The sequence below is a fragment of the Pigmentiphaga litoralis genome (assembly GCF_048632615.1).
GTDB lineage: Bacteria > Pseudomonadota > Gammaproteobacteria > Burkholderiales > Burkholderiaceae_B > Pigmentiphaga > Pigmentiphaga litoralis_B.
Genome location: NZ_CP184479.1, coordinates 2982326 through 3007817, shown reverse-complemented (window position 1 = coordinate 3007817; position 25492 = coordinate 2982326). Strand labels below are relative to the sequence as shown.

General features: G+C 65.5%; 20 protein-coding genes and 5 pseudogenes. 5 read left to right on the top strand and 20 right to left on the bottom strand.

Going from position 1 to position 25492, the window contains the following annotated elements; translation table 11 throughout:
- Positions 1-15: 15 nt before the first annotated feature.
- The 3 genes and pseudogenes from ACNANG_RS13560 to ACNANG_RS13550 form a co-directional block, all read right to left on the bottom strand.
- Positions 16-528, bottom strand: coding sequence for an RNA polymerase sigma factor (locus tag ACNANG_RS13560; protein WP_420223398.1), 513 nt, complete (start codon positions 526-528; stop codon positions 16-18).
- A gap of 41 nt (positions 529-569) precedes the next feature.
- Positions 570-947, bottom strand: a complete 378-nt coding sequence (locus ACNANG_RS13555) for a hypothetical protein (RefSeq protein WP_420223397.1) — start codon at positions 945-947, stop codon at positions 570-572.
- Between the two features lie 108 nt (positions 948-1055).
- Positions 1056-1990: pseudogene (locus ACNANG_RS13550) on the bottom strand (AraC family transcriptional regulator).
- A gap of 98 nt (positions 1991-2088) precedes the next feature.
- Here ACNANG_RS13550 and ACNANG_RS13545 point away from each other — a divergent pair.
- Positions 2089-2838, top strand: a complete 750-nt coding sequence (locus ACNANG_RS13545) for an SDR family oxidoreductase (RefSeq protein WP_420223396.1) — start codon at positions 2089-2091, stop codon at positions 2836-2838.
- 91 nt (positions 2839-2929) lie between these two features.
- Here ACNANG_RS13545 and ACNANG_RS13540 read toward each other — a convergent pair whose 3' ends face one another.
- The 9 genes and pseudogenes from ACNANG_RS13540 to ACNANG_RS13500 all read right to left on the bottom strand — a co-directional run bounded on the left by ACNANG_RS13540 (position 2930) and on the right by ACNANG_RS13500 (position 12488).
- On the bottom strand, positions 2930-4468 hold the full coding sequence (locus tag ACNANG_RS13540; RefSeq protein ID WP_420223395.1) for a CoA transferase: 1539 nt from the start codon (positions 4466-4468) through the stop codon (positions 2930-2932).
- Positions 4469-4564: 96 nt separating this feature from the next.
- Positions 4565-4780, bottom strand: coding sequence for a VF530 family DNA-binding protein (locus ACNANG_RS13535; RefSeq protein ID WP_420223394.1), 216 nt, complete (start codon positions 4778-4780; stop codon positions 4565-4567).
- A gap of 65 nt (positions 4781-4845) precedes the next feature.
- Complete coding sequence (locus ACNANG_RS13530; protein WP_420223393.1) at positions 4846-6021, bottom strand: hypothetical protein; 1176 nt, start codon at positions 6019-6021, stop codon at positions 4846-4848.
- Positions 6018-6653 carry a CDP-alcohol phosphatidyltransferase family protein gene (locus ACNANG_RS13525; RefSeq protein WP_420223392.1) on the bottom strand — a complete coding sequence of 212 codons (636 nt, stop codon included), beginning with the start codon at positions 6651-6653 and terminating at the stop codon, positions 6018-6020. The genes ACNANG_RS13530 and ACNANG_RS13525 overlap by 4 nt, the downstream gene beginning before the upstream one ends.
- A gap of 87 nt (positions 6654-6740) precedes the next feature.
- On the bottom strand, positions 6741-7601 hold the full coding sequence (locus ACNANG_RS13520; protein WP_420223391.1) for a tellurite resistance TerB family protein: 861 nt from the start codon (positions 7599-7601) through the stop codon (positions 6741-6743).
- An 88-nt stretch (positions 7602-7689) separates the two neighbouring features.
- Positions 7690-8181 (bottom strand): LEA type 2 family protein, encoded by a 492-nt coding sequence (locus ACNANG_RS13515; protein WP_420223390.1) that lies wholly within the window; start codon positions 8179-8181, stop codon positions 7690-7692.
- A gap of 110 nt (positions 8182-8291) precedes the next feature.
- Positions 8292-10172, bottom strand: a complete 1881-nt coding sequence (locus ACNANG_RS13510) for a potassium transporter Kup (RefSeq protein ID WP_420223389.1) — start codon at positions 10170-10172, stop codon at positions 8292-8294.
- Between the two features lie 138 nt (positions 10173-10310).
- Positions 10311-10997, bottom strand: a complete 687-nt coding sequence (locus tag ACNANG_RS13505; protein WP_420223388.1) for a response regulator — start codon at positions 10995-10997, stop codon at positions 10311-10313.
- 64 nt (positions 10998-11061) lie between these two features.
- Positions 11062-12488 (bottom strand): annotated as a pseudogene (locus tag ACNANG_RS13500) (ATP-binding protein).
- A 333-nt stretch (positions 12489-12821) separates the two neighbouring features.
- Between ACNANG_RS13500 and ACNANG_RS13495 the strand changes: the two are divergent.
- Both ACNANG_RS13495 and ACNANG_RS13490 read left to right on the top strand, forming a co-directional pair.
- A complete protein-coding gene (locus ACNANG_RS13495; RefSeq protein WP_420223387.1) occupies positions 12822-13103 on the top strand; it encodes a DUF427 domain-containing protein in 282 nt (93 codons plus the stop codon).
- Positions 13104-13167: 64 nt separating this feature from the next.
- Positions 13168-13794 (top strand): glutathione S-transferase family protein, encoded by a 627-nt coding sequence (locus ACNANG_RS13490; protein ID WP_420223386.1) that lies wholly within the window; start codon positions 13168-13170, stop codon positions 13792-13794.
- 95 nt (positions 13795-13889) lie between these two features.
- On the opposite strand, the pseudogene ACNANG_RS13485 reads toward ACNANG_RS13490, so the two are convergent.
- The 4 genes and pseudogenes from ACNANG_RS13485 to ACNANG_RS13470 form a co-directional block, all read right to left on the bottom strand.
- Positions 13890-16308 (bottom strand): annotated as a pseudogene (locus ACNANG_RS13485) (DUF3772 domain-containing protein); the annotation flags it as partial.
- A gap of 184 nt (positions 16309-16492) precedes the next feature.
- Positions 16493-16783, bottom strand: a complete 291-nt coding sequence (locus ACNANG_RS13480; protein WP_420223385.1) for a hypothetical protein — start codon at positions 16781-16783, stop codon at positions 16493-16495.
- A complete protein-coding gene (locus ACNANG_RS13475; RefSeq protein ID WP_420223384.1) occupies positions 16780-17358 on the bottom strand; it encodes a hypothetical protein in 579 nt (192 codons plus the stop codon). Before ACNANG_RS13475 ends, ACNANG_RS13480 begins: the two co-directional genes overlap by 4 nt.
- A gap of 121 nt (positions 17359-17479) precedes the next feature.
- Complete coding sequence (locus ACNANG_RS13470) at positions 17480-18733, bottom strand: calcium:proton antiporter (protein WP_420223383.1); 1254 nt, start codon at positions 18731-18733, stop codon at positions 17480-17482.
- Between the two features lie 240 nt (positions 18734-18973).
- Between ACNANG_RS13470 and ACNANG_RS13465 the strand changes: the two genes are divergently transcribed.
- Together ACNANG_RS13465 and ACNANG_RS13460 are read left to right on the top strand one after the other, a co-directional pair.
- Positions 18974-20236: a lytic murein transglycosylase gene (locus tag ACNANG_RS13465; protein ID WP_420223382.1), complete on the top strand. Its 1263-nt coding sequence runs from the start codon at positions 18974-18976 to the stop codon at positions 20234-20236.
- A 73-nt stretch (positions 20237-20309) separates the two neighbouring features.
- Positions 20310-21532, top strand: a pseudogene (locus ACNANG_RS13460) (voltage-gated chloride channel family protein); the annotation flags it as partial.
- Positions 21533-21594: 62 nt separating this feature from the next.
- Here ACNANG_RS13460 and cyoD read toward each other — a convergent pair.
- From cyoD to ACNANG_RS13440, 4 genes and pseudogenes are all read right to left on the bottom strand, one after another.
- The gene (gene cyoD, locus ACNANG_RS13455) at positions 21595-21945 is read right to left on the bottom strand and encodes a cytochrome o ubiquinol oxidase subunit IV (protein WP_420223381.1); all 351 of its coding nucleotides are present in this window, start codon (positions 21943-21945) and stop codon (positions 21595-21597) included.
- Entirely contained in the window at positions 21942-22559 is a 618-nt protein-coding gene (locus ACNANG_RS13450) for a cytochrome c oxidase subunit 3 (RefSeq protein ID WP_420223380.1), read from the bottom strand. Before ACNANG_RS13450 ends, cyoD begins: the two co-directional genes overlap by 4 nt.
- Positions 22560-22566: 7 nt before the next feature.
- Positions 22567-24552, bottom strand: a pseudogene (locus ACNANG_RS13445) (cbb3-type cytochrome c oxidase subunit I); the annotation flags it as partial.
- Positions 24549-25331 (bottom strand): cytochrome ubiquinol oxidase subunit II, encoded by a 783-nt coding sequence (locus tag ACNANG_RS13440; protein ID WP_420223379.1) that lies wholly within the window; start codon positions 25329-25331, stop codon positions 24549-24551. The gene ACNANG_RS13440 and the pseudogene ACNANG_RS13445, both read right to left, overlap by 4 nt.
- Positions 25332-25492 lie beyond the last annotated feature (161 nt).

The following is a 25492-nucleotide window of genomic DNA, read 5'->3' as shown; positions in this document are numbered from 1 at the left end:
GAACGTGCTTCATCGTCATTTGACCCGGTGCAGCCGGCCCGGCGCATCACGGTCTTCCAAGGCGGCACCCAGGCGCTCTCGCGCGCGGGACAGCCGCGACATGACCGTGCCGATCGGCACGCCAAGTGCCTGTGCGACTTCCTGGTAGCTGAGCGCTTCGACACCGACCAGCAACAGCACTTCACGCTGGTCGGGCGGCAGACGCTGCAACAGGCGGTCCAGGTCACGCACTTCCAGGCCATCGGTTTGTGTCGGGCGCGCGGCCTGCTCGGGCAGATCTTCCCTGGCCACGTCGTCGGGCCGGCTGCGCTGTGCACGCAACTGGTCGATGAACTGGTTGTGCATGATCCCGAAGATCCAGGCGCGCAGTTCGCCGCGTTTCTGCCACAGCGGGAAACGGGTCCACGCGCGTTCGAGCGTGTCCTGGACCAGGTCGTCGGCCCGGTCGCGGTCAGCCGTCAGCCCGCGCGCATAGCGGCGCAGGCTGGGGATGCACGCGACCAGGTTCGCCTCGTCTTGAGCACGCATGGGAATACGCGACCGGACCCGCGATCGTGGACTTGCGGCGCTTACTTCTTGACGACGTGCCAGACTTCCTTGAAGTTGTCGCCCGTCTTGTCACCGGCCTTCTTGTCGTTGGCGTAGGTGTACAGCGGCATGCCTTTGATAGCCCACTGCTTGGCGCCATCGTCGCGCGTGATGATGGTCATGTCGCCTTCTGGCTTGGCGTTGGCGGCGGCCATGGCGGGCGGCCACAAGGTGGCGCATGGGCCGTTGCAGGTGCTCTTGCCGCTGTTGGCGACGTCCTTGTCGAAGGTGTAGAGCGTCATGCCGGCCGATGTCACGAGGACGCCGTCGGACACCTTGACGGGCGCCTGGGCATGGGCAAGCGAGACGAACGAGGACGCGATGGCCAGCGTCAGGGCGGGAAGCAGACGGATACGCATGATGGTCTCTTTATGAAGTGGTTCGTGCGTGAAAGAGCGCGTTGAAACCGGGAACTACGGGGCATGGACGGATGCCGATGCCCGCTTATTCCCTTCACTCGAAAAAAGTCAGGGCAGTACGCCGGCTGCGGATTCCCGATGGTCTTCAGCATACTGCTCACGCGCATACTGGCTGGGCGGCCGCCCGACGTAGCGGGCAAACGCCACGCTGAACGTGCTTGCGGAGCTGTAGCCAACGCGTTCCGCGACCTCGGCCATGCCGCCCTGCCTGCGGCGCAGCAGGTCTTTGGCAAGCGCCATGCGCCAGGCAAGCAGGTAGGCCATTGGCGCGACGCCGACCGTTCTGTTGAAACGTTCAAAGAAGGCGGACCGGGACAGCGCCGCTTCGTTGGCAAGATCAACGACCGTCCAGTCCCGGGCGGGCTGCGCATGCATGGCCCGGATGGCGGCCGACAGGCGGACATCGGCCAGCCCGCGCACCAGGCCCGGCGACGCCGCCGTACCGGCTGCCGATCGCAGGGCTTCGATCAGCAGCACCTCGAGCAGACGCGAGAGCACGACGTCACGCGCGGGCCGCTGCTCACGCGTTTCGTCACCCACCAGTTCAACCAGGATTGCCAGGCGGGATTCGCCGCGAACGTGCACGAACCGGGGCAACAGCGCGACCAGCAGCGCCGCGTCGGGCGAGCCGAAGCTGCAGTGCCCCGCAAGCATGCGCAGATCCGCCGGCCCCTCGGGATCGCCGATGCGAAAGTGCCCGTTGCCCAGCGCAACGGGCAAGGTGTCGCCATGCGCGGGCGGCGGCGCGAGACTGGACATGGCGATGCCGAAAGCCGCCGGAACCAGGACGAAGTCGCCTGCCTGCAGCACGACGGGATCAGCGTCATCCAGCGCCAGCCGGCACCCCCTTCGAGCACGACGCAGTAGAACGGCTGCCCGGCGTCCGAGCGCCGAATCCGCCACGCGCCCGCTCCGGCCACATGCTTGGAGAACCGAGCCGCGGGCTGCAGCAGCGTGACGACTTCGGCAAGCGGATCCACCATGACCGGACTCCCGCAAATGTTATATGGACGGAGGATTGTAGCGAGTACGGCCTTGACGGCCTATCGTGACAGCACTCCAACGACACGAAGGCACATCCATGAAAACCGTTCTGATTACCGGCTGCTCCTCGGGCTTCGGCCTGGACACCGCCCGCCTGTTTCTTGATCGCAGCTGGCGGGTCATTGCAACCATGCGCACGCCTCGCGAAGATCTGCTGCCGGCGTCTGACGCGCTGCAAGTGATCCCGCTTGACGTGACCGATCCGGCCAGCGTGGCACGGGCCGTCGCGGCGGCCGGGCCAATAGATGTACTTGTCAACAATGCCGGCTTCGGCGCCCCTGCGCCGTTCGAGCTGACTCCGATGGAAACGGTGCGCCAGCTGTTCGACACCAACACCTTCGGGACGGCCGCCCTGACGCAGGCGGTATTGCCGCACATGCGGCAGCGCGGATCGGGCGTGATCGTGAATGTGACATCCAGCGTCACGCTCAAGCCACTGCCTTTGGTCAGCATGTATCGCGCGGCCAAGGCGGCCGTGAACGCCATGACCGAGTCACTGGCCGGCGAGGTTGCGCCATTCGGGATTCGTGTGCACCTGGTGCTTCCCGGGTCCTCGGGCGAGACGCGTTTCAGGGAGACTGCGCATCACCATCTTCAAGGCATGGACGACCCGGTCTATGGGGACTTCATGAAGCAGACGATTGCCCGCATGATGGCGTCGATCGGCCCTGGCACGCATGCCCGCGACGTGGCCGAGGCGGTATGGAAAGCGGCGACCGATCCGGCCGCGCCGCTGCGTATTCCGGCGGGCGCGGACGCGGTGCAGTGGGCGGCGGAGGCGGGTTGAGGACGCCACCGATGATGCGGGGCGCAGAGGCCGATGGGGAAGCGTGCTGACGGCGCAAGTGCACAGGCGGGGCGAGGGATCCGGCAGCGCCTTACCCGCGCCAGACCGGGTCCGAACTTCCCAGAGGTACTGGCGCGGTGTCCCACGCCATGGCGGCACCGTCGACGACCACGGGCGCGCGCAGGCGCTGCAGCGGTCCCCACACCGTATCGATGGAGGCGGGATCGAGATCGGCCGGGCTGCGTTCGGAAAAGGCGGTCGATGCGACAGGAGCCGGGACCTTGCCCGTCGTGGCGTCATGCACCGTGGCATCCACCAGCAGCTTTGCGGTCCGTGCCAGCGACGCGTGGATTTCCGCGCCGTGGCCGCTGCGCAACCGGGTCGTCAGGCCACGCAAGACCGCCGCCGCCATCAGGTAGCCAGTGCCATGATCCAGCGCCTGCATGGGCAACGGCACGGGCTTGTCGGCGCCGGCCGCGATCATGCCGGCATGGGCAATGCCGCTGCTCATCTGGACCAGGCTGTCGAAGCCGCGGCGATGCTGCCAGGGGCCGGTCCATCCGTAGGCATCGAGCGACACGTCGATCAGCCCGGGGCACAGCCGCGCTCGCGTGGCGGCGTCGAAGCCCAGGTGGGTGAGCGCGTCGGACCGGTAGCCGTGCACCAGCACGTCGGCCTGGGCCAGCAGGGCTTCGAAGCGCGCGCGGCCCGCGGTATCGGACAGGTCCAGGCGCGCGCAGCGTTTGCCGGGCGTCACGTCGGGCTCATGGGTCGGCTCCTTCCACCAGGGCGGATCGAGCCGCAGCACCTCGGCGCCATAGGCCGCCAGGAAACGGGTCGCAATCGGGCCGGCCAGTACCCGGGTCAGGTCCAGCACACGGATGCCCGCAAGCGGACGCGCGGGGTCGAAGTCGGGGCCGGACCGCGCGGCGCGACCTGTCGGGTGGACGGGTTCCGGCGCGTTGGATCGGGCGGGCCGATGCGGCTCGGACGCATTGCCTGCAGCGGCTGGCTGCGCGTGTTCATGCCAATGCAGCAAGGGTTCGCCCGCAACGGCCCGGCCCTGGGGATGCGCGGCCCACTGCGCCACCGACCGCATGGTGGCAGCGCATCCGCCGCGTTCGACGACAGCGGTTTCCAAGGCGTCTGCCGACCAGGTCGCAACGGCTGCCGCGACCTTGGCGCGGTCGGCGGGATCGTGTTCCGTATCGGTCACGCCAAGCACTGCCATGGCCGCCGCGCGATGATGCGGGGCATTGGTATGGAGGCGGATCCAGCCGTCCTTCGTGCGGTAATCCCCTGCGACGGCATCCCACGAAGGCGGCAGTTCCCAACCGATCGGATCCACCGACACGGTGAACCACAGGGAAGCAAGACGGCGATCGACCTTGACGGCGGACGCTGCATGCAATGACTTGCCCGACCGCGCCGCCTGCCATTCCGCAAGTGCCAGGCCCGCCGCACCGATCGCCGCCGCCGCGAAGTCGGTCGCGTGAAATGCGGACGGCATCCGCTGATCGCCCGTGGCCTGGACCTTGGCTAGCCATGCCGGGGCGCCTCCAGCACCTGCCCACATCAAAGCAACGAAGTGATCGAAGGGAGCAGCGTCGGAATCAGTCGGGCGGGACATGGCGATGGGGGTCCTTGTCGGGCAAACCGCGCCGAAGGACGGCAGCGTGCCGCCCAAGGCGCAAGTCAAAGGGATAGGTCAGTGCATTGCATCCGTTCAGCGCATCAGATCGAGATACAGGCCTTCGACCTTTTCGCGTGCCCACGGCGTGCGGCGCAGAAAGGTCAGGCTGGACTTGATGCTGGGATCGTTGCGAAAGCAACGAATGTCCACACGCTGGGCCAGGCCGTCCCAGCCATGGTGGGCCTGCAGCGCGACCAGCATGGCTTCGAGGGTGACGCCATGCAAAGGATTCTTGGGTTGCATGCTCATGGTCGGATCTGAAGAACGTCAAGCCGGCATGCTAGCACCACGCACCTGTCGGCGAGGCCTTGCGATCACTCGACGCGCAGCGTCAGCCCGGCTGTTTTCACGTTGACCGTAGGAAAGCGCGCCATGGCTTGCGGGTCGCCGCGCAGCGCCGCGAAATACCCGCTTTGCGCGGTCACCACCATCAGCGGCATCTGGCCCGGCGCAACGACCGCCTTGCCTTTGCGTGCGGCCTTGAGCGACAGAACCAGCATCGTGCGCTCGTAGTAGCGCTTGCCGGCCACCTGGGTCAAGGTCTTGTCCGCCATCGGATCGATGTCACTGTCAACGATATCGAAGTGGGCAGCGAGCGCCTTGGCCAGCCCCGGCACGCCGGACGCCGTGTCGATGTCCGCAGCGCCCGCAAGCGCGTCGGACTGTCCGTCCGCCGCCCGGGGCGCCGGCTTGTTCACCGGGCGCACGCTGTGCCGCGAATACAGCATCAGGCGCAAGGTGACAGGATCGCCCGGCTTGACGCGTGTGCGGTCCGCTTTCCATTCGAGGCGGATGTCGCCGGGCGCCACCGTCACCTTGTCGATCACTTCCAGCTTGATCTCACCCGCATAGACCGGTGTCCCCTGCACATCGATCCTTGCGCGGGGCAAGGTGATCACGCCGGTCTTCATGAAGCGGGCATGGGTACGCAGCGACGCGTGCTCACCCTGCGCATCGGTCTGCGTGGCGAATTCGCCCAACCCCGTGGTGATCTCCAGGCCGTCGACCGTGGGCGGCACGAAGCTGCCCGCATCGGGCAGCGCGTTCAACGTGAAGTCCAGCGGGAAGATCTCGCCCTTCATGACGACAGGTGGAGCGATGGTTGTCAGTTGCAACGGCGTCTGGCGCTCGGCGGGGGCCGGTTTGCCAGAGGGCTTCCTGACGGACGAACCGGCCAGTGATGACGCGTTCGACGGCGTGCCAGACGAACCGGACGGGCTTGCGGAAGCAGGCCCCGCAGTGGACACCGGCGTCCCCTTGGAAGACGCGGCCGCGAAGCTTCCCGACCCCGATACCGCTGCCGTCGCCCGGGTCGCGCCCGCCGCGGCGGTCTCGTCCACTTTGACTTCGGCCGTGCCTTCCGGACCCCGGCCACAGGCAGCCAGCGCCAGCACGACGCCCGCCACCGCGGTCAGGCCGAGACCGCGCAGCATCGTGCCGGCCACGGGTCCCGCCACGACATGACGCAGTGCGAACAGGGTACGAATCACAACTTGGGGATGCGCAAGGTCTTGCTGATCATCAGCGAACCCGACAACACGAACAGCAATGCCAGGGGATGGAGTTGCCACGGACCGATCGTCCACGCTCCCAGATAGAGCTGGTCGCCGATGCGCCCTTGCCACGCAGCGAAGGCCAGCACGCCGGTCAGCACCACGCTGGTGGGAATCGGCGTGCCTTCGAAATACGGCACCTTGTCGGCGCCTTCGGAAAGCGTTTCGGCCGTGACGTTATAGCGGGCAAGACGCCCCACGCCGCAGCACACGAAGTAGATCAGAGCCGCCGCATCCCAGCCGCCCGTCATGCCGGCGGCATACCCCAAGGCGGCCGGCGCCACGCCAAACGAGATCACGTCAGCCAGCGAATCGAGCTCGCGGCCGAATGCCGAATGGGTCTGCTGCCACCGCGCGATGCGGCCGTCGGCCACGTCGAAGGCGAACGCGAACGGCGCCATCAGCGCGGCCACATAGAAGTGCGTCAGGTCAGCGCGGCCCACGTAGGCCATGGCCAGCAGCACACCCGCAACGCCGCAGGCCGCGTTGCCCAGCGTGAAGAAATCCGCCAGGCGGAAGTCGCGGATCATCGAAAAATGCTTGCGAGGACGGGGCGGGACGGAACTCATGAAAATCCTTGCGATGCACGTCGGGGCGGAGGGGGAGTGTCGCATTGACACGCCCCTCGCACTGTAACGATTGTCATCCGACCAGGCTTACGCCGCCTGCTTCAATTGTGCTTCGAGCGTCGCCTTGAGGCCCGGGTCCAGCTTCATCTGGCGGGCCAGCTCGTCCAGGTAGGCCCGTTCCATATAGCTTTCTTCGTCCACGATCAGCAGGCTGGCCAGGTACATTTCGGCCGCGATTTCAGGGGTCGTGGCGGACTTGGCCACCGCCGACGGATCCAGGGGTTTGGCCAGTTCGGCCTCCAGCCAGGCGCGGTCCGCGGGGTCGGCCGACAGCTTGTGCAGTTCGCCTTCCAGCAGTTGCCGTTCGTCAGCACCGATATGCCCGTCCGCCTTGGACGCGCCGATCATCGCCACCAGAACGGCATTGCTGTGTTCCTCGGCCTGCGCACCGGTGACCCGGTCCAGCGTTTGCGGCTCGGGCAAGCTCAAGGGCGCGGCCTGGCCAGCGGGCGCCCCGTGCGGCTGGACCGTGGCCGTGCCGTGGATGGGCGCGCCCGCGCTCGCCGCCGGCGAGGCCACGGCACCCTGCTGATTGCGCTGCCAGTCCGTGTAGGCGCGATAGGCAACCGCGCCAAGGGCGGCCATCCCGCCCATCATCGCAACGGACCCGCCCATCTTCCGCATCTTTTTGTTACTCAGCAGCATGGTCAGCGCACTGCCGCTCAAGGCCCCGCCCCCAAAACCCGAAAGCAACGAACCCAATCCGCCGCCGCCACCGGATCCCGATCCCAGCAGATTTCCCAGGCCACCCAGTGCGCCGCCCGCGGGCCCGCCGTCCTGCGTGCGCGCGGGCTGGCCGCCATTCGTTCCCTGCAAGTGGCCGGTGGCTTCCTTGACCAGGCTCTGACCTGACTGCAACAGTTGATCCAGCAATTGACGAGCGCTCACGGCATCCTCCAGTTCGAACAAGATACGAACTCAGACGCGGGCGGACGAAGCAAGTTCAGCTTGTTGTCAGGCGAGTGGTGACGGGGCGCTACCGGAGTTCGGGCAGGCTCAAGGCGCCGCGGTCCAGGAAACGGGTGCTGCCGAAGCTGCCGCCCAGCTTGCCGCGCAGGACATACGGAATGGGCTCCATGGCCGCGCCAGCCGACGCGCCCGACATGCCGCCCACGATCCCCCAGGCCTGGCGCATGACCGAAAATGCCGAGACCGACACGGGAACGTTCAACACCGTTTCGCCAAAGCGCGGGATGCTGCCACGCGCCGGACTGACGCCGGTTGCAAACGGCCGGTTGTTCAGGTCGAGTTCCACGCTGATGCCGTCGTAGTCGATGGACGTGTCGTTCGGGTTCTGCACGCGCAAGCGCACGGCCATGCGCATCTCCAGCCCTTCTCCCTCGATGGGTTCGATGCCCACCACGTTCAGGCGGACCGGATCGCTGCTACGCAGGCCCGCGCAGCCGGTCAGGGCCAACGCGGAAGCAACCAGCAGGGCAAGCGCAGCACGCAAGGAAGGACGGAGCATCGGCAAGATCGCATTCAGGAATCGGCAGGGCCGATCATGGTGCAACCGGCGAGCCGGGCCCGGCAAGCGTTGTCACGTCTTCTTGCGCGGCCCAGCCGCACCGCGCGCCCCTAGATCTGCACCCGCGTACCCAGCTCGATCACCGCGTTGTTCGGCAGCCCGAAGAACTCGATCACGCTGCCCGCATTGCGCGACATGGCCGCGAACAAGTGCTCCTGCCAGTCGGGCATGGAATTGCCGGATGCCGGCACCACGGTTTCGCGGCTCAGGAAATAGCTGGTCTCGAACTGGTTGATCTCCAGCCCTTTGGCCTTGCAGAGTTCCAGGGCATAGGGAATGTCGGGCGAGTCCTTGAAGCCGTAATTCACCCGCACCCGCCAGAAGCCGTGATCGAGCACTTCCAGGTCGACGCGATGGTCTTCCGCCACCCAGGGCACTTCGTCGAACACCACGGTCAGGATGACGTTCTGGTCGTGCAGCACGCGGTTGTGCTTCAGGTTGTGGGTCAGGGCCTGCGGCACGGTGTCGGGGTTGGCGACGGTATAGACGGCCGTGCGGGGCACACGCTGCAGGCAGCTGTCCTGGCACAACATCTGCACGAAGGGAATCAGTTCGGGATCGTCCTTGCGGATCCGCGCGAGCAGCAGTTCACGGCCCTGCTTCCAAGTCGCCATCATGGTGAAGATGCCAGCGCCCAGCACCAGCGGGAACCAGCCGCCGTCCATCAGTTTCAGGCTGCACGAGGTCACCAGCACGACGTCGATGATCAGGAACAGACCCGTGGCGCCAATGGCGACGATGGGCGGATATCCCCAGCCGTGACGCACCACGAAATAGGTCAGGATAGTGGTCATCAGCATGGTGACGGTCACGGCGATGCCGTAGGCCGAGGCCAGTGCCGACGAACTGCCGAAGCCCAGGGTGACCAGCAGCACGCCGACCAGCAAGGCGCGGTTGACCTGCGGCATGTAGATCTGGCCGGCTTCGCGCGCCGAGGTGAAACACACCTGCATGCGGGGCAGGAAGCCCAGCTGCATGGCCTGCCGTGTCATGGAATAGGCGCCGGAGATGACGGCCTGCGACGCGATGATCGACGACAGGGTGGCCAGGATCACCGCGGGAATCAACGTTGCTTCCGAGAACATGTGGAAGAAGGGATTGGCCAGCGCACCCGGATCGCCGATCAGCAGTCCGCCCTGCCCCAGGTAGTTCAGGGCCAGCGCGGGCAGCACGAAGCTGAACCAGGCCAGGCGGATCGGGCCTTTGCCGAAGTGGCCCATGTCGGCATACAGGGCCTCGGCGCCGGTCAGCGCCAGGACCACTGACCCGAAGACCAGGAACATGCTCAGGCCCCGTTCTTCGATGAAGCGGATGGCTTCGAGCGGGTTCAGCGCGGCCAGGATGAGAGGGTTGTCGATGACGTGGAACAGCCCGGTCACGGCCAGGGTACCGAACCACAGGCCGATGATGGGGCCGAACAGCTTGCCGACCGCCGACGTGCCGAAGCGCTGCACCAGGAACAGGGCGACCAGGATCGCAACGCAGATCGGCAGCACGAAGCTGTCCAGGCCCGGCGCAACGACCTTGATGCCTTCGATCGCGCTCAGCACCGAAATGGCCGGCGTGATCAGGCTGTCGCCATAGAACAGCGCCGCGCCCAGCACGCCGACCAGCAGCAGCACCTTGCGGCGGCGCGGCCGGTCGTGCATGGCCTGGGCCGCCAGCGCGGTCATGGCCATGATGCCGCCTTCGCCGCGGTTGTTGGCCCGCAGGATCAGCACGACATATTTCAGGGTGACGATCAACAGCAGCGCCCAGAAAATGACCGAGACGACACCGATGATGTGCTGCGGATCGAGCGGCACGCCGGTGTGTTCGGCAAAGACTTCTTTCATGGTGTAAAGCGGGCTGGTGCCGATGTCGCCGTAGACGACGCCCAAGGCGCCCAGCGACAGCGCCGCAAGATTCTTGCGGCTATCGTTCGTTTGCATTGTGGATCCGGATTCTGGCGATGTCCGGTTTATAGAAGGGCGGGTGTAAAGAACGCATAAATATGGATGGCTGCGGTCTTTACGCCACAGCCATCCCGGATTGCGGCCGTCCGGCGCGCTATCGCTCCATTAGCCCGATCATTCGGCGGCGAGCCGGTATCCGATGCCCGGTTCGGTCAGCAGATACCGGGGTTCAGCCGGATCCTTCTCCAGCTTGGCCCGCAGGGTGCCCATATAGATACGCAGGTAGTGGGTATGTTCGGCGTAGTCCGCACCCCACACGTCGGTCAGCATCTGGCGGTGCGTAATGACTTTGCCCGCCTTGCGCACCAGGTGCGACAGCAGTTCGAATTCGGTGGGCGTCAGGTGCACGGGCACGCCATCGCGTTCGACCCGATGCTGTTCCAGGTCGATCGCCAGGCCGTCGACCCGGTAGGCCACCTGGGCCGGTGCGACCGCAGTCCCCCGATGCCGCAACGCGACGCGAATCCTTGCCAGCAATTCGCCCACGCCGAAGGGCTTGACCAGGTAGTCGTCGGCGCCCGCGTCCAGCAGCGCGATCTTTTGCGCTTCGTCGTGCCGGGCCGACACGACCAGCACCGGAATGGCCGACGCGGCCCGCAACGACGGCAGCAATTCGCCGCCATCGCCATCGGGCAGCCCCAGGTCGAGAATGACCAGTTGGGGCGCGGTGTGGGCAAGCAGGGCGCGCGCTTCGCTCAGGCTGACGGCGGTGGACACTTCAAAGCCCTCCACCATCAGTACGGCGCCAAGCAAGCCGCGGATCTGGCTGTCATCTTCAACGATCAATACCTTGATGGCCACCAGGTGGTCTCCAGAATGTGGGGTAAGGGCAGGGCCGGACGCGGCAGGGATCGCTGGCCGGACATCATGCGCGCTCCCGGGCAGGCATGGCCGGCGCGGCGGCCAGGGGCAGACGCAACCGGAACAGGCTGCCGCCGCCGTCGCGCGGTTCCGCATCCAGCGTGCCGCCATGCGCCACGGCGATCGCGCGGCTCACGGCCAGGCCCAGGCCCGCGCCGCGCACCTTGCGCGCACCCGCGCCCCGAAAAACGTGTCGAACAGTTGATCGAGTTCGGCGGGGTCGATGCCGATACCCCGGTCGCGTACGTCGATTTCCAGCCACTCGCCCACCGCATCGGCATCGACCTGCACCGGGCCGTCGGAATACTTGAGGGCGTTATCCAGCAGGTTGGCGAGCAGTTGCGCGACCAGCACGGCGTCGGCGCGGACCAGCGGCAGGTTGGGCGCGACCCGCGCCTGGATCCGGCGGGCCGGATCGCGGCGGCGGATGCGTGACAGCGTGCTGCCGACGATTTCTTCGACCGATTCCCAGTCCAGCCGCAAGGCGGCGGTATCGGCATTGAGCCGCACCCACTGCAGCGTGTTGTCCGTCATGGCGGTGAGCTGCAGGGCTTCGTCTTCGATCAGGCCGATCAGCTTGTCCTGTTCGCCGGCCGGCAGCAGATCGCGCTGCCGCTGCAAGGACGAGGCCGCGCCGATGATCGACGCCAGCGGCGTGCGAAAGTCGTGGGACACCGCGGCCAGCAAGGTATTGCGCAGTTGCTGCGACTGCGCGGCGGCCCGCGCGGCAACGGCTTCGGTGGCATGCCGGATGCGCCGCATGGCGCCTGCCAGGAGGTCGGCAATGGCCTGCGCATGCTCGCGGTCTTCGCGCAGCGGCGCCGGGGACGGAATGGCCAGCGCCCCCATCACGCTGGCCCCGGCGCGCACCGGCACGTACAGCGTCGACAGGCCATCCCACCGGCCGGTTCCGGGTCCAAGCACCTGTCCGGACTGGCGGCAATGCACCAATGCATCGGCATGCGGCTGGCCGCGATCGAGCACGGCTTGCCCGGGCACCTTGCCTTGCAGCCGACCCGCCTGGTCGTCCAGGGCCACGGCAATGCCATTGCCGAAGGCTTCTTCCAGTGCGGTCCTGACGGCATCGATGATCTCGCTTTCGTCGTCGGACCCCGCCAGCCGCGCGGCCAGACGCTGCAGGTTGCGGGCCCGCTGTTCGCGCCAGACGGCCTGTTCCGTTGTGCCGCGCAGCCGTGACGACAGCCCGCTGATCAATAGCGCGGCGCCCAGCATGGCGGCCAGGGTCAGGAAATGTTCGGTCGATTCGACGGCCAGCGTGCCGCGCGGATGCACGAAAAAGACGTTCAACCCAAGCACCGACAGCACGGCGCTGATGGCCGACAAGACCGGCGAAAACCGGTAGCTGACCACCAAGACGCCGACCAGATAGATCATCGCAATCACGGTCAGCGACACGTGGGGATCGAGCATTGCGGCAACTGCCGTGGCCGCGCCCACCGCGCCGACCGTAGCCAGGAACGGAAGCAGCCCATGCCCCGACCGGCGCCGCAGGCGTTGCATCGTGGAGGACGCCGGCACGGGCGGCGGCGCGGAGATCGGCAAGGGCTCGGGCACGGGTCGGAGTGGCGGCAAAGGGGAGCGAAAAAGCTGGCTGACGATAGCACGGTGTCGGGAGTAGACCGCGGGCTGCCTGGCCTGCTTCTCGGTTACCAATCGCAAATGGGGGTAGGCAGCGCCACGGTTGCAGGGGTAGCGTGCGAGGCAGATCCCTACCCATGCTCCTCCATCAACCGGAGACGCCCCATGCGCGCCCTGTGGAATGACACTGTCCTTGCCGAGACCGACGATACGGTCGTGGTCGAAAACAACCATTATTTCCCGCTGGCTTCGCTGAACCGGGACCTGTTCCGCGAAAGCAGCCACACCACGGTCTGCCCGTGGAAAGGCACAGCCAGCTATTACGACGTGGTCGTCGACGGCAAGGTCAACGTCAATGCCGCCTGGTACTACCCGACACCCAAGAGCGCGGCCGCCGAAATCAAGGACCGCGTCGCCTTCTGGAAAGGGGTGCAGGTAAAGGCCTGATGCCCGCTTCCGGCGCCTCGACCTCGCCGCCACCCTGCCCTCTACCCCCTGACTGGAACCGCCCGTGGCCATCACCCTGTATGCCTGGAACACGCCCAATGGTCGCAAGATCAGCGTGGCGCTCGAAGAAATGGATCTGCCCTACACCGTCGTTCCCGTGAACATCGGCAAGGGCGAACAACATGCGGAGGCCTTCCTTCGCATCAGTCCGAACAACCGGATTCCGGCATTGGTGGACACCGACGGCCCGGGCGGCCAGACGGTCAGCGTCTTTGAATCCGGGGCGATCCTGCTGTATCTGGGGGAAAAGACCGGACGCTTTTTGCCCGCAAGCCTGCTGGAACGCATTCCGGTCCTGGAATGGCTGTTGTGGCAGATGGGCGGTTTCGGGCCAATGCCTGGCCAGGTGCATCATTTCCTGGGCGTGGCCAACGAGGCGGACCAGAAGTACGGCCTGAAGCGGTATTCGGACGAAACGCGCCGCCTGTATGGCGTGCTCGATCGGCGCCTGGCTGGCCGCGACTACGTGGCGGATGCGCTGTCGGTGGCCGACTTTGCGATCCTGGGCTGGGCCTGGCGCCATCAACGCCACAAGGTCGACCTGGCCGACTTCCCGAACGTCCAGCGCTGGTACGACGGCCTGATGGCTCGGCCCGCGACCCGGCGCGGATTCGAGGTCAAGCTGGATTGAGCATGCTCAGGTCGCCGGCCCGACCGGGGGCGGCGTCGAGGTGGACGGCGCCGTCGAGGCCGGGGCTGCCGCACCGACGGGGGCGGCACCGCCTGCGGCGCCTGCACCGGCAGTCCGGGCTGACCTGGCAGGCCGCCCGTCAAGGGCGCGCTGATCAACATGGTGGTGCTTTGTTTGGCCATCGCCATGCCTTCCGCATTGAGCCTGCTCAGGATATCGAACAGCAAGGTGCTGCGCACGCCATAGGCCGCGCGCGGCGAACTGACGAAGCCGCTGGCATTGAACATCAGATTGCTGCCGTCGATGCCGTCCAGCGCGACGCTGGGCGCAGGCGCTTCCAGCACGTCTTCATGCGCTTCGAACGCGTCCTGCATCAACTTGCGCACCTTCTGCGCATCGGTTCCCAGCGGCATCGGCAGCTTGATCGACACCAGGCCCAGCGGATTCGAATGGGTGACGTTGCGCACCGTCTTGGTAATGAACTCGGAATTCGGCACGATCACCGTGGACCGGTCACCCATCTGGATTTCGGTGGCTCGCACATTGATCCGCAGGATGTCTCCTTCAACCCCGCCCAGCGACACCCAGTCACCCACCTTGACCGGACGTTCCGCCAGCAGGATCAGCCCCGACACGAAGTTCTGCACTACGGCTTGCAGGCCAAAGCCGATACCCACGGACAGCGCACTGGCCACCCACGCCACGCGCTCCAGGCCGACCCCCACCGCCGACATCGCCAACGCAATCGACACCACCACGCCGAAGTAGCCGAACAAGGTGGTGGCGGACAACTGCATGCCCGGGTCGAACGTCGTGGTCGGCAGGTAACGGTTCTGCAGCCAGCCCTTGAAAATGCGCACTGCAAGCAGCGATCCGAACAGCACCAGCACGGCCTGCAGGACCGCGCCCGGACGGATCTGCACCTCACCGATCGACAGCCCGTTGTGCAGCTGATCGGCGCGGTGGAACAGCTCCAGCGGCCCTTCGCCAAACGGCGCCAGCAGCAGCACCAATGCAAACAACAGCACGAACAGACGGCCCAGGCCGGACAGCAGCACCGCCGCCTGGTCCCGCACGCGCGGGCTGGCGAGGTCGCTCTTGACGTCCTCGCCGTCCTTGTTTTCCTTGCCCGGCGACGTCAGCAGCGTGGTGAAGCCGTCTTCGATCAGCACGGACAGCAGGTAACCCGAACACACCACCACCAAGGTCCACACCACCTGCTTGACGACGAAGCCGGCAAAGGCGACATAGCCGATCAGCACACTGACGAAGCTGACGGCAAACACCAGCCAGGTGGCCGCCATCAACAAGGACAGCCAGAAGGGCCGTGGCGGAACGATCTGCGTTTCCGGATCGCGCAGCGCGTTGCGGCGCATGCGCTCGGCCCGCAACATGGCGATGCCGATGGTCACACCCAGCACCAGCGCCACCACGGCATTGGCCGCGATGGTGATGGTCAAGCTGGCGTTGAGCATGACCGGCACGCGTTCGCCCACCCAGGCCAGCACGATGACGATCGCCAGCACCAGCGGAAACCAGCGCATGCGCAGCGACACCAGATCCGGGATGGGCAACAGCCGCCACGACGACCGGAACGGCGACAGCAAGGCCTTGCCCAGCCCGGCGATATATCCGCCAAAGCAGGCCATGCCCACTAGCCCCACCATCAGCGCCTGCGTATCGCTGTCCAGCGGCGCGCCCCAATTCAGGCCCAGCGTGATCAGGACGGCGACCAGACCGGGGGTGGCGGTCGCCAGCGTGACCAGCGCCAGGGCCAGCAGGGACCGCCGCAGACGGCCCGGCGGCACCCGCGTGGCCGTCAGGCGCAGGATCAGCCGTACGATGGCAAGGCGCAGCGCGAGCAGGGCGACGATGGCCAGCGCGATCGCGATCCAGACCCAATACGGCGTGGCCAGGGCCGCGGCGCCCAGTTCCGACCCCAGCGCGATGAGACGATTGGCGTCCCGTGGCGCATCGCTGCGGAATTCCCGCCAGAACGACGACCCCACCACCGACGCCCGCCGCTCGCCCAGCCGGGCCTGGAACTGCGATCGCCGCAGCCCTGAAATCTGCTCCGCCGCCTGCCCGCCTTCCACCGACAGCAAGCGCGCCAGCTTGACCTGCGCGTCCAGCGCCACCCGGCTTTTTCAAGCTGCGCGCGCTGCGCCGCCACGTCCGACGCTTCCTTCGCCCCCGCCGCCAACGGCCCAAGCTCACCCAGGCGGGCCTGCACACTGGTCAGTTGCGGGGCCAGCGCCTCGGCAATCGCGTCCGCCTTGGTCTGCACGTCCAGCGCCGTGGTTCGCCGCCGGATCAGTTCGGCGTCGTCCGTCACGTCCGCCACGCCGCTTTGCACCGCATCGATCTGCTTGCGGGCATCGTCGAGCGCGGCGTCGGTTTCGGCGCTGGTCGGCTGTTGCGCATGGGCGGGCGTGTGGCTCGCAGCCAGGGTAACGGCCAACATGAGGCACAGCAGCAAACGCGCGGCAAGCGGCGACCAGGACGCTGCGGCAAGGGAGCGGAGGCGGGATGTCAGGTGCGGCACATTGATACTCGACAACGAGAGATGACGCGGACGGCAAGCTGAGGCGCTGGATGGAACGCCAGGCTGCCGGGCATTTCGGGAATTACAGCCTATTGTTGACCACAGCGGTAAGCGTCGTTTGCAACTGTCGTAAACCGCCGCATGCATGCTGGGTCAGCGACATGTCGGTTTCCTGAACCCTGCCATGGCCGCCTGCAATATACGCGCGTCCGCTTTGAGCCGCTGCAGATCGGACTCGACCAGACTGGCCAGATATCGTTTGCCGGCCGCATTCGTTTCTCCGAACTCATTTACGACAAAGTCGATGGCATCAAGGCCATCCCGCAATCGTCGGCCGTGAACAGGCTCGTGATGGGCAACCCTGTTCCTGTTCTGGTACAGGACCTCGAGCCTTGATGCAACGTGCGCCCGCGACAAGGTCTTGTTCGGGAAGGTCGATTTCAAAGCGGGACGCCAAAGTCGCTTGTCGTAGTCTTCCGAATACAGGCGCTTCCAGAAAAAAGCGTCAATTGGGCAATAACTTGGCCGCTGGAGACATGCAAATGCTCTTGCAAGCCGAGCGAGCTGGCATGCGCTGACGCGGGCGTTGCGTTCACCTGCTTTTTCAGAGCGGCCCGCGTCGCAGGCGTGAGCTTCGCGAACATTGCCCTCCGGGCATTGGTCTCGGCTTGCCGAATTTTCTCCTTTTCCGACGCATGCCATTGAAACGATGGCAATTGCGTATTCAGCCAATCCGGGCTTCCCCAATGCTGCGCCAGTCGATCACAGATGGAATTGCGCAACGCGATTTCGATGACCCCTGTAATGGTCATCAAAGCACCGCCCAGCCGCAACATGTCCAGATGCAGGTCGATCGCGGCAGGATAGCCCTGAGTGAGAGCCAGCAAGGGCGCAAGTCGTTCTGCGGAAAGGAGTTTCACCAACTGCAGACTGTCCGCCGACAGCCCGGAGTTGCTTGACGAGGTAGACATTGCCGAGGGAAAATGCGCGCGAAAGGCCCGGGTTGTGTCGGCAGCCATCAGATGGCGGACGCTGGGCTTACCCGTAGTTCCCAACGCCCCTCACGGGGCGTTGTCGTTTGTATTGTGCGCATCAACAGGCAACAAGTCGCAGGCTGGACCAAAATGTCCACGCGCTCGCCTACAACCCCATCACCGACAGCATCAAAAACGTCGCGAACAGCACGAAGTGCGTCATGCCTTCGATCGCATTCGTCTGCCCGTCATTCAAGTTGATGGCCGCAACGATCAGCGTGATGGCGACCATGACGGTCTGGACGGGGGTCATGGCCATCTGGAAAGGCTGGCCGGTGTACAGGGCCATGGCTTCCATGACCGGCACGGTCAGGATCACGGTGGACAGCGATGCGCCCAGCGCGATGTTGACCACCGACTGCATGCGGTTGGCGAGCGCGGCGCGCAGGGCCGTCAGGATCTCGGGTCCGGCGGAAATGGTGGCGACCAGCAACGCGGTCACGATCGGCGGCGCGCCGGTGGACGCCAGGCCCAGCTGCAGGGTCTTGCTCATGACCTCCGCCAGCGCCCCGATCACGATCACACCGAACACGAGGACGGCGATCGACTCCTTGATGGGGGTGTGCTCGGCTTCGTGCGCCACGACGGGTGCGCCGTCCGCGGCAAGGTCCTGGGGCGCGGCGGCCGATGTGGTGGCGGCGACCTGGTCGGCGGTCGATGCCGCAGCGGCCGTTGCCGGGGCCGCCGGGCTGAACGCACCCGTTGCAACCCCGACGGTTTCCAATCCGCCGCGGGGCGCCGCCACGGTTCCGCGGCGCTTGCGCTTTTCCGGATAGCTGTAGCTGAAAAAGTAGCTGTGCGGTCCTGTCTGCATCTTGAGAAACACCGCGTACAGCACCAGCATGATCACGACCGTGAAGCCCGAGTACACCTGCCAGCGTGCCTCGGGAATGAACTCGGGCACAACCATCGAAATCCCCATCGCCGTCAGGATCATGACGCTGTAGGTGCGGCTGGAGTCATCGTTATAGGCCTGCTCGCCGTGCTTGAGCCCACCCATCAAGGCGGCAAGGCCCAGTATGCCGTTGATGTCGAGCATGACCGCCGAGTAGATCGTGTCGCGCACCAGCGTGGGCGATTCGCTGTGCCGCATCATGATCGCCAGGATGATGACTTCGACCAGCACCGCCGACAGGGTCAGGATCATGGTGCCGTAGGGGTCGCCGACCTTCTCGGCCAGCAGTTCGGCATGATGGGCAACGCGGATCGACGCGCACAAAATAGCGCCGATGAGCAGCCCGGAAACGACCAGGGCGGTGACTTCGCCATGCGCGAGCAGTGTGTGCTCGAACGTGTAGGCAAGCACGGTGGAAAGCAGCGCGAGCAGCAGGAATTTCTCGCGCAAGAGCAAGGCAACCATGACGATCCGATATGAGTGCGGGGGTCATGCATTATGGGTCGATCCCCGGGGAACTCGGGCGGCCCAGGCGGAAACAAAACATTGCGCGCCGCCGGGGCAAAAACACAAAGCTGCTAACCTCGACGCTTGCTCAAGTGTCGACCGCCTCCTATGCCCTGCTTCGTCTCGCCCCGCTCCCTTGTCCTCTCGGCCGCTGCCGCTGTGTGCCTTGCCGCGACCGCCGCACCGGCGTTTGCGCAGATGGATACCGCCAGTTGCCTGAGCAACCTGCGCCGCTCGGCCGTGGCCAACGGCGTGTCGGTCGCCGACTTCGACCGTTACACGTCCGACGCCCAAGTGCTCGAAAGCACGGTCGCATCGGCCAAGGCGCAGCCCGAAGGCCGCGAAACCTGGTGGGACTACATCGCCAAGACCGTTGATGCGCAGCGTGTGAACGAAGGCAAGGCCATCCTGCAGCAGTACGGCGCGCAGCTGGAAGCCATCGGCCGCAACTACAGCGTTGACAAGGAAGCGCTGGTCGCGATCTTCGGCATCGAAACCAACTACGGCACGCAGCTCGGCAAGGTCCGTGTCGTCGATGCATGGATCACCCGCGCCTGCACCGAGCGCAATCCCCTGTGGGCCAAGAATGCCTTTGCCTCCATCCGACTGTTGCGCGACGGCACGGTGGCCCCGGACACTTTTGTCGGCTCGTGGAGCGGCGCGTTCGGCATGACGCAATTCATCCCGACGTCGTTCTACGAACTGGCGGCCGACGGCGATGGCGACGGCCGCATCGATCTGTACCAATCGTTGCCCGATGCGCTGGCCTCGACCGCCAACCACCTGCTCAAGCGCCGCGCACGGTGGACACGCGGGCTGGACAGCATCATCGAAGTGCGCGTGCCGCCCGCCATCCAGTCGACCGTGCCGACGGCGGTCGATGCCGAATACAGCAATGCCAGCGATCGCCGCAGCCTGCGCACGTGGGCCGCGCAAGGCGTCACCCGCGTCAACGGCCAGCCTCTGAGCGACGCGGCCTTTGCCGATACCAACGCGTTCGTGTTCGCGCCAACCGGCTCGCAAGGACCGATCTTCCTCGCGACCGAAAACTTCGAAGCGATCCTGCATTACAACCAGTCGCGCAAGTACGGCCTGTCCGTCAGCCTGCTTTTGAATCAGTTGAAGGGCGAGCCGCCGCTGGTGACGCCGTGGCCGACCGATGACCCCGGCCTGTCGCGCGCTGAAATTCGTGAACTGCAGACCCTGCTGGTCGGGCGCGGCTATGCCATCGGCACACCCGACGGGATTCCGGGCACCCTGACACGGACTGCCGTGCGCCAGGAACAGGAAGCCATGGGCGTGCCCACCGACGGCCGGGTCGGCATGAAAATGCTGCTGGCCCTGCGCCAGCGCGCCTCGATGCCTGCACCCACGCAGCCAGGCACGTCGCCGGTCATGCCGGCGCCAACGTCGGCGATGCCGCCGGTGGGCGCGCCCGTGGCGCCGTCACCTGCCAATTGATCCGGCGCAACGGCGGCGCATCATGACATCGCACCTCCCGTGGTGCGGCCTGACGGCGCTGCCCTGATCCTCGATGCCATCGATCCGCCTGCCTGAACGGCTCTCGCTGCTGCCTTACCTGGGCAAATGGCTGCTGCTGTCGGGGCTGGTGGCCGTGCTGGCCGGCAGCGCGTCGGCCGCGTTCCTGTTTGCGTTGGACGCCGCGACGTCCACCCGCGACGCCTACACGTGGCTGATCTGGCTGCTGCCCGTTGCCGGTTTTGTCGTCGGCTGGATCTACATGCAGGTCGGACAACCGGTTGAAGCCGGCAACAATGTGCTGATCGATGCCATCCATGAACCGGATCGGCCGGTGCCGTTCCGGATGGTCCCTCTGATCTTCGGCGGGACGGTGGTATCGCACTTGGTGGGAGCATCCGTGGGCCGCGAGGGAACGGCGGTGCAGATGGGTGGCGCGCTGGCCGACCAGGTGCGGCGTGTATTCAAGCTGTCGCACGCTGACCGCCGCATCCTGCTGATGGCGGGCATGAGCGCCGGCTTCGCGTCCATCTTCGGTACGCCGCTTGCCGGCGCCGTATTCGGCGTTGAAGTGCTGGTCATTGGTCGCCTGCGCCATGACGCGTTGCTTCCGTGTTTTCTCGCGGCCATCCTGGCCGAGATGGTCGGCCGTTTCTGGGGCGTCCAGCACACGCACTACCCCATCGGCCCGGTGGTCGCCGTGGGGCTGGGCACCCTGGCCGCCGTGCTGGTGGCTGGCGCGGTATTCGGGCTGGTCAGCCGTGCCTTCGCCGCGGCGGCCCATGCTACCGGCGCCCTCTTCAAACGTTGCGTGCCCTTTGGGCCCTTGCGGCCCGTGATCGGCGGGCTGTTGCTGGCGGTGGCGGTGTGGGCGACCGGCGCCTACGACGTGATCGGCCTGGGCATACCGACCATTGTCCAGGCGTTCCAGGAACCCGCCGCGCCCACCCTGTTCCTCGAAAAGATGGCGGCCACGGTGCTGTCCCTGGGTAGCGGCTTCAAGGGCGGCGAAGTCACGCCGCTCTTCTTCATCGGCGCGACCCTGGGCAATGCCCTGGCCCCCTGCTGGACCTGCCTTTCGCCATGCTGGCCGGCCTGGGCTTCGTTGCAGTGTTCGCGGGCTCTGCCAACACACCGATCGCCGGTACGCTGATGGCAATCGAACTCTTCGGGACACAGATCGGGCCCTTCGCCGCGCTGGCGTGCACCATGGCCTACCTGTTTTCAGGCCACGCCGGCATCTATCCTGCCCAGCGCGCGGGGATGGCAAGCGGCCGGCTTGAACGACCTGCAAGACCGCGCGCGGCATGGGTGAAAATGTCGGCCGAATCGCTGTGCCGTCACATATTGGCGTCGAGATTGGCCATGATGATCATCGACCCGAATACCACCAGCCCGACCACGAATACGCCAAAGGCTAGCGCAAGGATGTTGTTGGTTCCCTCGGGTCCGCTGGAAATGTGAAGGAAAAAGACCAGATGGATTCCCATCTGACCGATTGCAAGCGCGGCAAGCAGGACCGGGACGCTGTGCGGCCACACCGCTTGCGTCCCGGAGACCCAGAACGACAGCAAGGTAAGGACGATGGACAGGCCAAGGCCTGCCGCGTACTTCCACAGACCCGTCCGCAGATCCGTCGCATCACCGGGCGCATCATCCCCTTCACGCGGACCGTTGGCAGCGTCGTTCATGTGAAAGCTCCGAGATACACGATGGTGAACACACCAATCCAGACAATGTCGAGCGAATGCCAGAACAGACTGAAGCATCGGATGCGCCGCAGGACGGCGGGAGGAAAACCGAGAGTCGCGATCTGAACGAGCATGACGAGCAGCCAGAACGCACCCACGCAGACGTGAAGTCCGTGCAGCCCGACCAAGGCAAAGAACGCGGACAGAAAGGCACTCCGAGATGGACCTGCCGCGTTGTCCACCATGCCAGCGAATTCCGTCGCCTCGAGCACGATGAATGCGATGCCGAGCGCCAGGGTTGCGGCGCCCGCGGCAAAGCTGGCAAGCCTGTTGTGCCGTTCGACGGCCAGCGCCAGCAGCGCGCACGCATAGCTCGAAAACAGCAGACAGGCGGTCTCGATCAGCACCTTGTTGCGATGGAAAACCTCCGCGCCCGACGGGCCGCCGGCGGTGTGATCGCGCAGCACCGCGTAGCTTGCGAAAAAGGCCGCGAACATCACGATGTCACTCAACAGGAACAGCCAGAATCCGTAGGTCACGACGATACGGGTCGGCGCGGGACCCCGTTCGGACAGCGGAACGGCCGGCGGCGCCGATGCGGCGCCCGTGGCCAATGCGGGAGTGGCGTTCGTCATGGACGCGCCTCGACCGGGTGCACCGGAACAGTCATGGCGTCCGGCGCATGCCACGAGTGCCACAGCACGGCCGCGACGGCGCCCACCATGCCAAGCATCGCGAACCACCAGATGTGCCAGACCATGCCAAAGCCGGTCATCACCGCGAAGAACGCAAGCACCACCCCGAGGGCACTGGGGGTGGGCATCTCGACGCCTGCGTCCTCCCGGCCATCGGACACTGGACGATCCCCAGCCGGCGCGGTGGACCGGCCTGCAGGATCCGGATACTTCGACGCCCAGAATGCGTCACGCCCCGTGACGCGCGGCAACGTGCCGAAATTCCAGGCAGGCGCGGGCGCGGCAACGGACCATTCCAGGCTCCGGCCATTCCAAGGGTCGCCCGACCGCACTCGGCGCGCTTCCCGCCCCCGGATGCTCACGACCAGTTGGATGACGGTGCAAACCATGCCCGCCAGGATGCACAACGCGCCAAGGAGCGCGACCAGCATCAGGGGCTGCCACTGCGCTTCGGGATAGTGCTGCATGCGTCGGGTCGCGCCCATCAGTCCCAATAGGTACAGTGGCATGAATGCCAGGTAGAACCCGACGAACCAGCACCAGAAACTTGCCTTGCCCCAGCGTTCGTCCAATGTGAAACCGAATGCCTTCGGAAACCAGAAGGCGTATCCGGCAAAGGCACCAAAGACGACACCGCCGATGATGACGTTGTGGAAGTGCGCGACCAGGAACAGGCTGTTGTGCACCACGAAATCCACCGGAGGAATGGCAAGCAGAACGCCGGTCATGCCGCCGATCACAAAGGTGACCAGGAACCCGAGCGCCCACAGCATTGGCGAGGTGAAACGGACCGTGCCGCCATACAGCGTGAACAGCCAGTTGAATACCTTCACGCCCGTCGGGACGGCAATGATCATGGTCATGACACCGAAGAAACCATTCACATCGGCGTCCGCCCCCATGGTGAAAAAATGGTGCAGCCAGACCATGAACGACAGCATGCAGATGGCCATGGTGGCAATCGCCATCGACCTGTACCCGAAAATGGGCTTGCCGGAAAAGGTGGAGATGATTTCCGAGAAGATGCCGAAGGCCGGCAGGATCAGGATGTAGACCTCCGGGTGTCCCCACGCCCAGACCAGATTCACGTACATCATGGCGTTGCCGCCCAGCGTGTTGGTAAAAAATGGAAATCCAGATAGCGGTCGAGCAACAGCATGGCGAAGGTCGCTGTCAGAATCGGAAACGCCGCGATGATCAGCAGATTCGACGCCAGGGCAGTCCAGCAAAATATCGGCATCCTCGAATAGCTCATGCCATAGGTACGCTTCTTGAGGATGGTCGTCACCAGATTGATTCCCGACAGCAGCGTGCCGACCCCCGCTATCTGCAAGGCCCACAAGTAATAGTCGACCCCGACATCGGGCGAGTAGGCAAGCTCCGACAAAGGCGGATAGGCCAACCAGCCTGTGCGGGCGAATTCGCCGATGACCAGGGACAGATTGATCAGCAGCACACCCGCCGCCGTGAGCCAGAAGCTGACCGAATTCATGACTGGAAACGCCACGTCGCGCGCTCCCACCTGCAAGGGCACCACGAAATTCATCAGGCCCGCCATAAAGGTCATCGCCACGAAAAAGATCATGATCGTTCCGTGCGCCGTGAAGATCTGGTTGTAGTGTTCCGGCGGCAGGTAACCCTGCGAACCCGCCGCAGCCAGGGCAAGCTGGGAGCGCATCATGAGCGCATCCACGAATCCGCGCAGCAACATGACCAGCGCCAACACGATGTACATCACGCCGACACGCTTGTGATCGACGCTGGTGATCCAGTCTTTCCAGAGCCGGGGCCACCACCCCTTCCGTATGACGATGACTCCCACCGCCAGCAGGATCGCCATCACGACAGCGGCGGCCACGAGCGGTATCGGCTGGTCCAGCGGCAGGGCCGACAGGCTCAGTTTTCCCATCATGGCATCTTCCCGTGCTTCGTATCTTTCATGTGTGACGGCGCGGGCGGCGGAGCCGCCGCGTCCAGGACGCCGTTGCCGCCGACGATGGCATCGAACAACCCAGTCGACGCCAGGCGATAGTCCTGCCGGGGATGTGACCCGGGGGCGGATAGCTCGCGGTAGACGTGTGCATCGAACACGGCGCTGCCACGCGCAGTCCTGGCAATCCACGCCGCGTAATCGGCTTCCGGCAGTGCCTCGACCCCGAAACGCATGTCCGAGAATCCCTCTCCGCTGAATTGGGCCGACATCCCGGTGAATGTGCCCGCGTGGTCCGCTTGCAGATGAAGCTGTGTGACCATGCCGGCCATCGTGTAGATCTGGCTTCCCAATTGCGGTACGAAAAAACTGTTCATGACACTGGCCGAGGTCAGGTGCAGCCGCAGCGGCCGGCCAATCGGGACAATCAGGTGGTTCACGGCAGCCACACCCTCGCCCGGATAGAGGAACAGCCACTTCCAGTCAAGCGAGACGACCTGGATGTCCAAGGGAGGCGGGTCTGCTGCGAGCGGCCTGCGGGGGTCCAGATCATGCGAACCAAGCCAGGCGATGCCACCCAGGAACAGCACCACAAGAAGCGGAATCGCCCAGATCGTGATTTCGACGGGCCCGGAATAGTTCCACTCCGGCCGCCGGGTGGCGCGCGCGTTGCCGGCCCTGAACCACCAGGCACATCCGATCACAAGCACGATGACGGGAACGATCACCATGAGCATGATCACCGTCGCGTTGAGCAGCATCAGCCGCTCCGCAGCCGCTACCGGACCCTTCGGAGTCATTACGCCAGATGCGAACCACGCGCTGATCAAGGCTTTCTCTCTGCAAGCGGACAAGACGTCCCAGTTTCGGTTGGACGGGACGGCCGTCCCTGGCCGCCGCGCACGCCGACAGAATGTTCAGC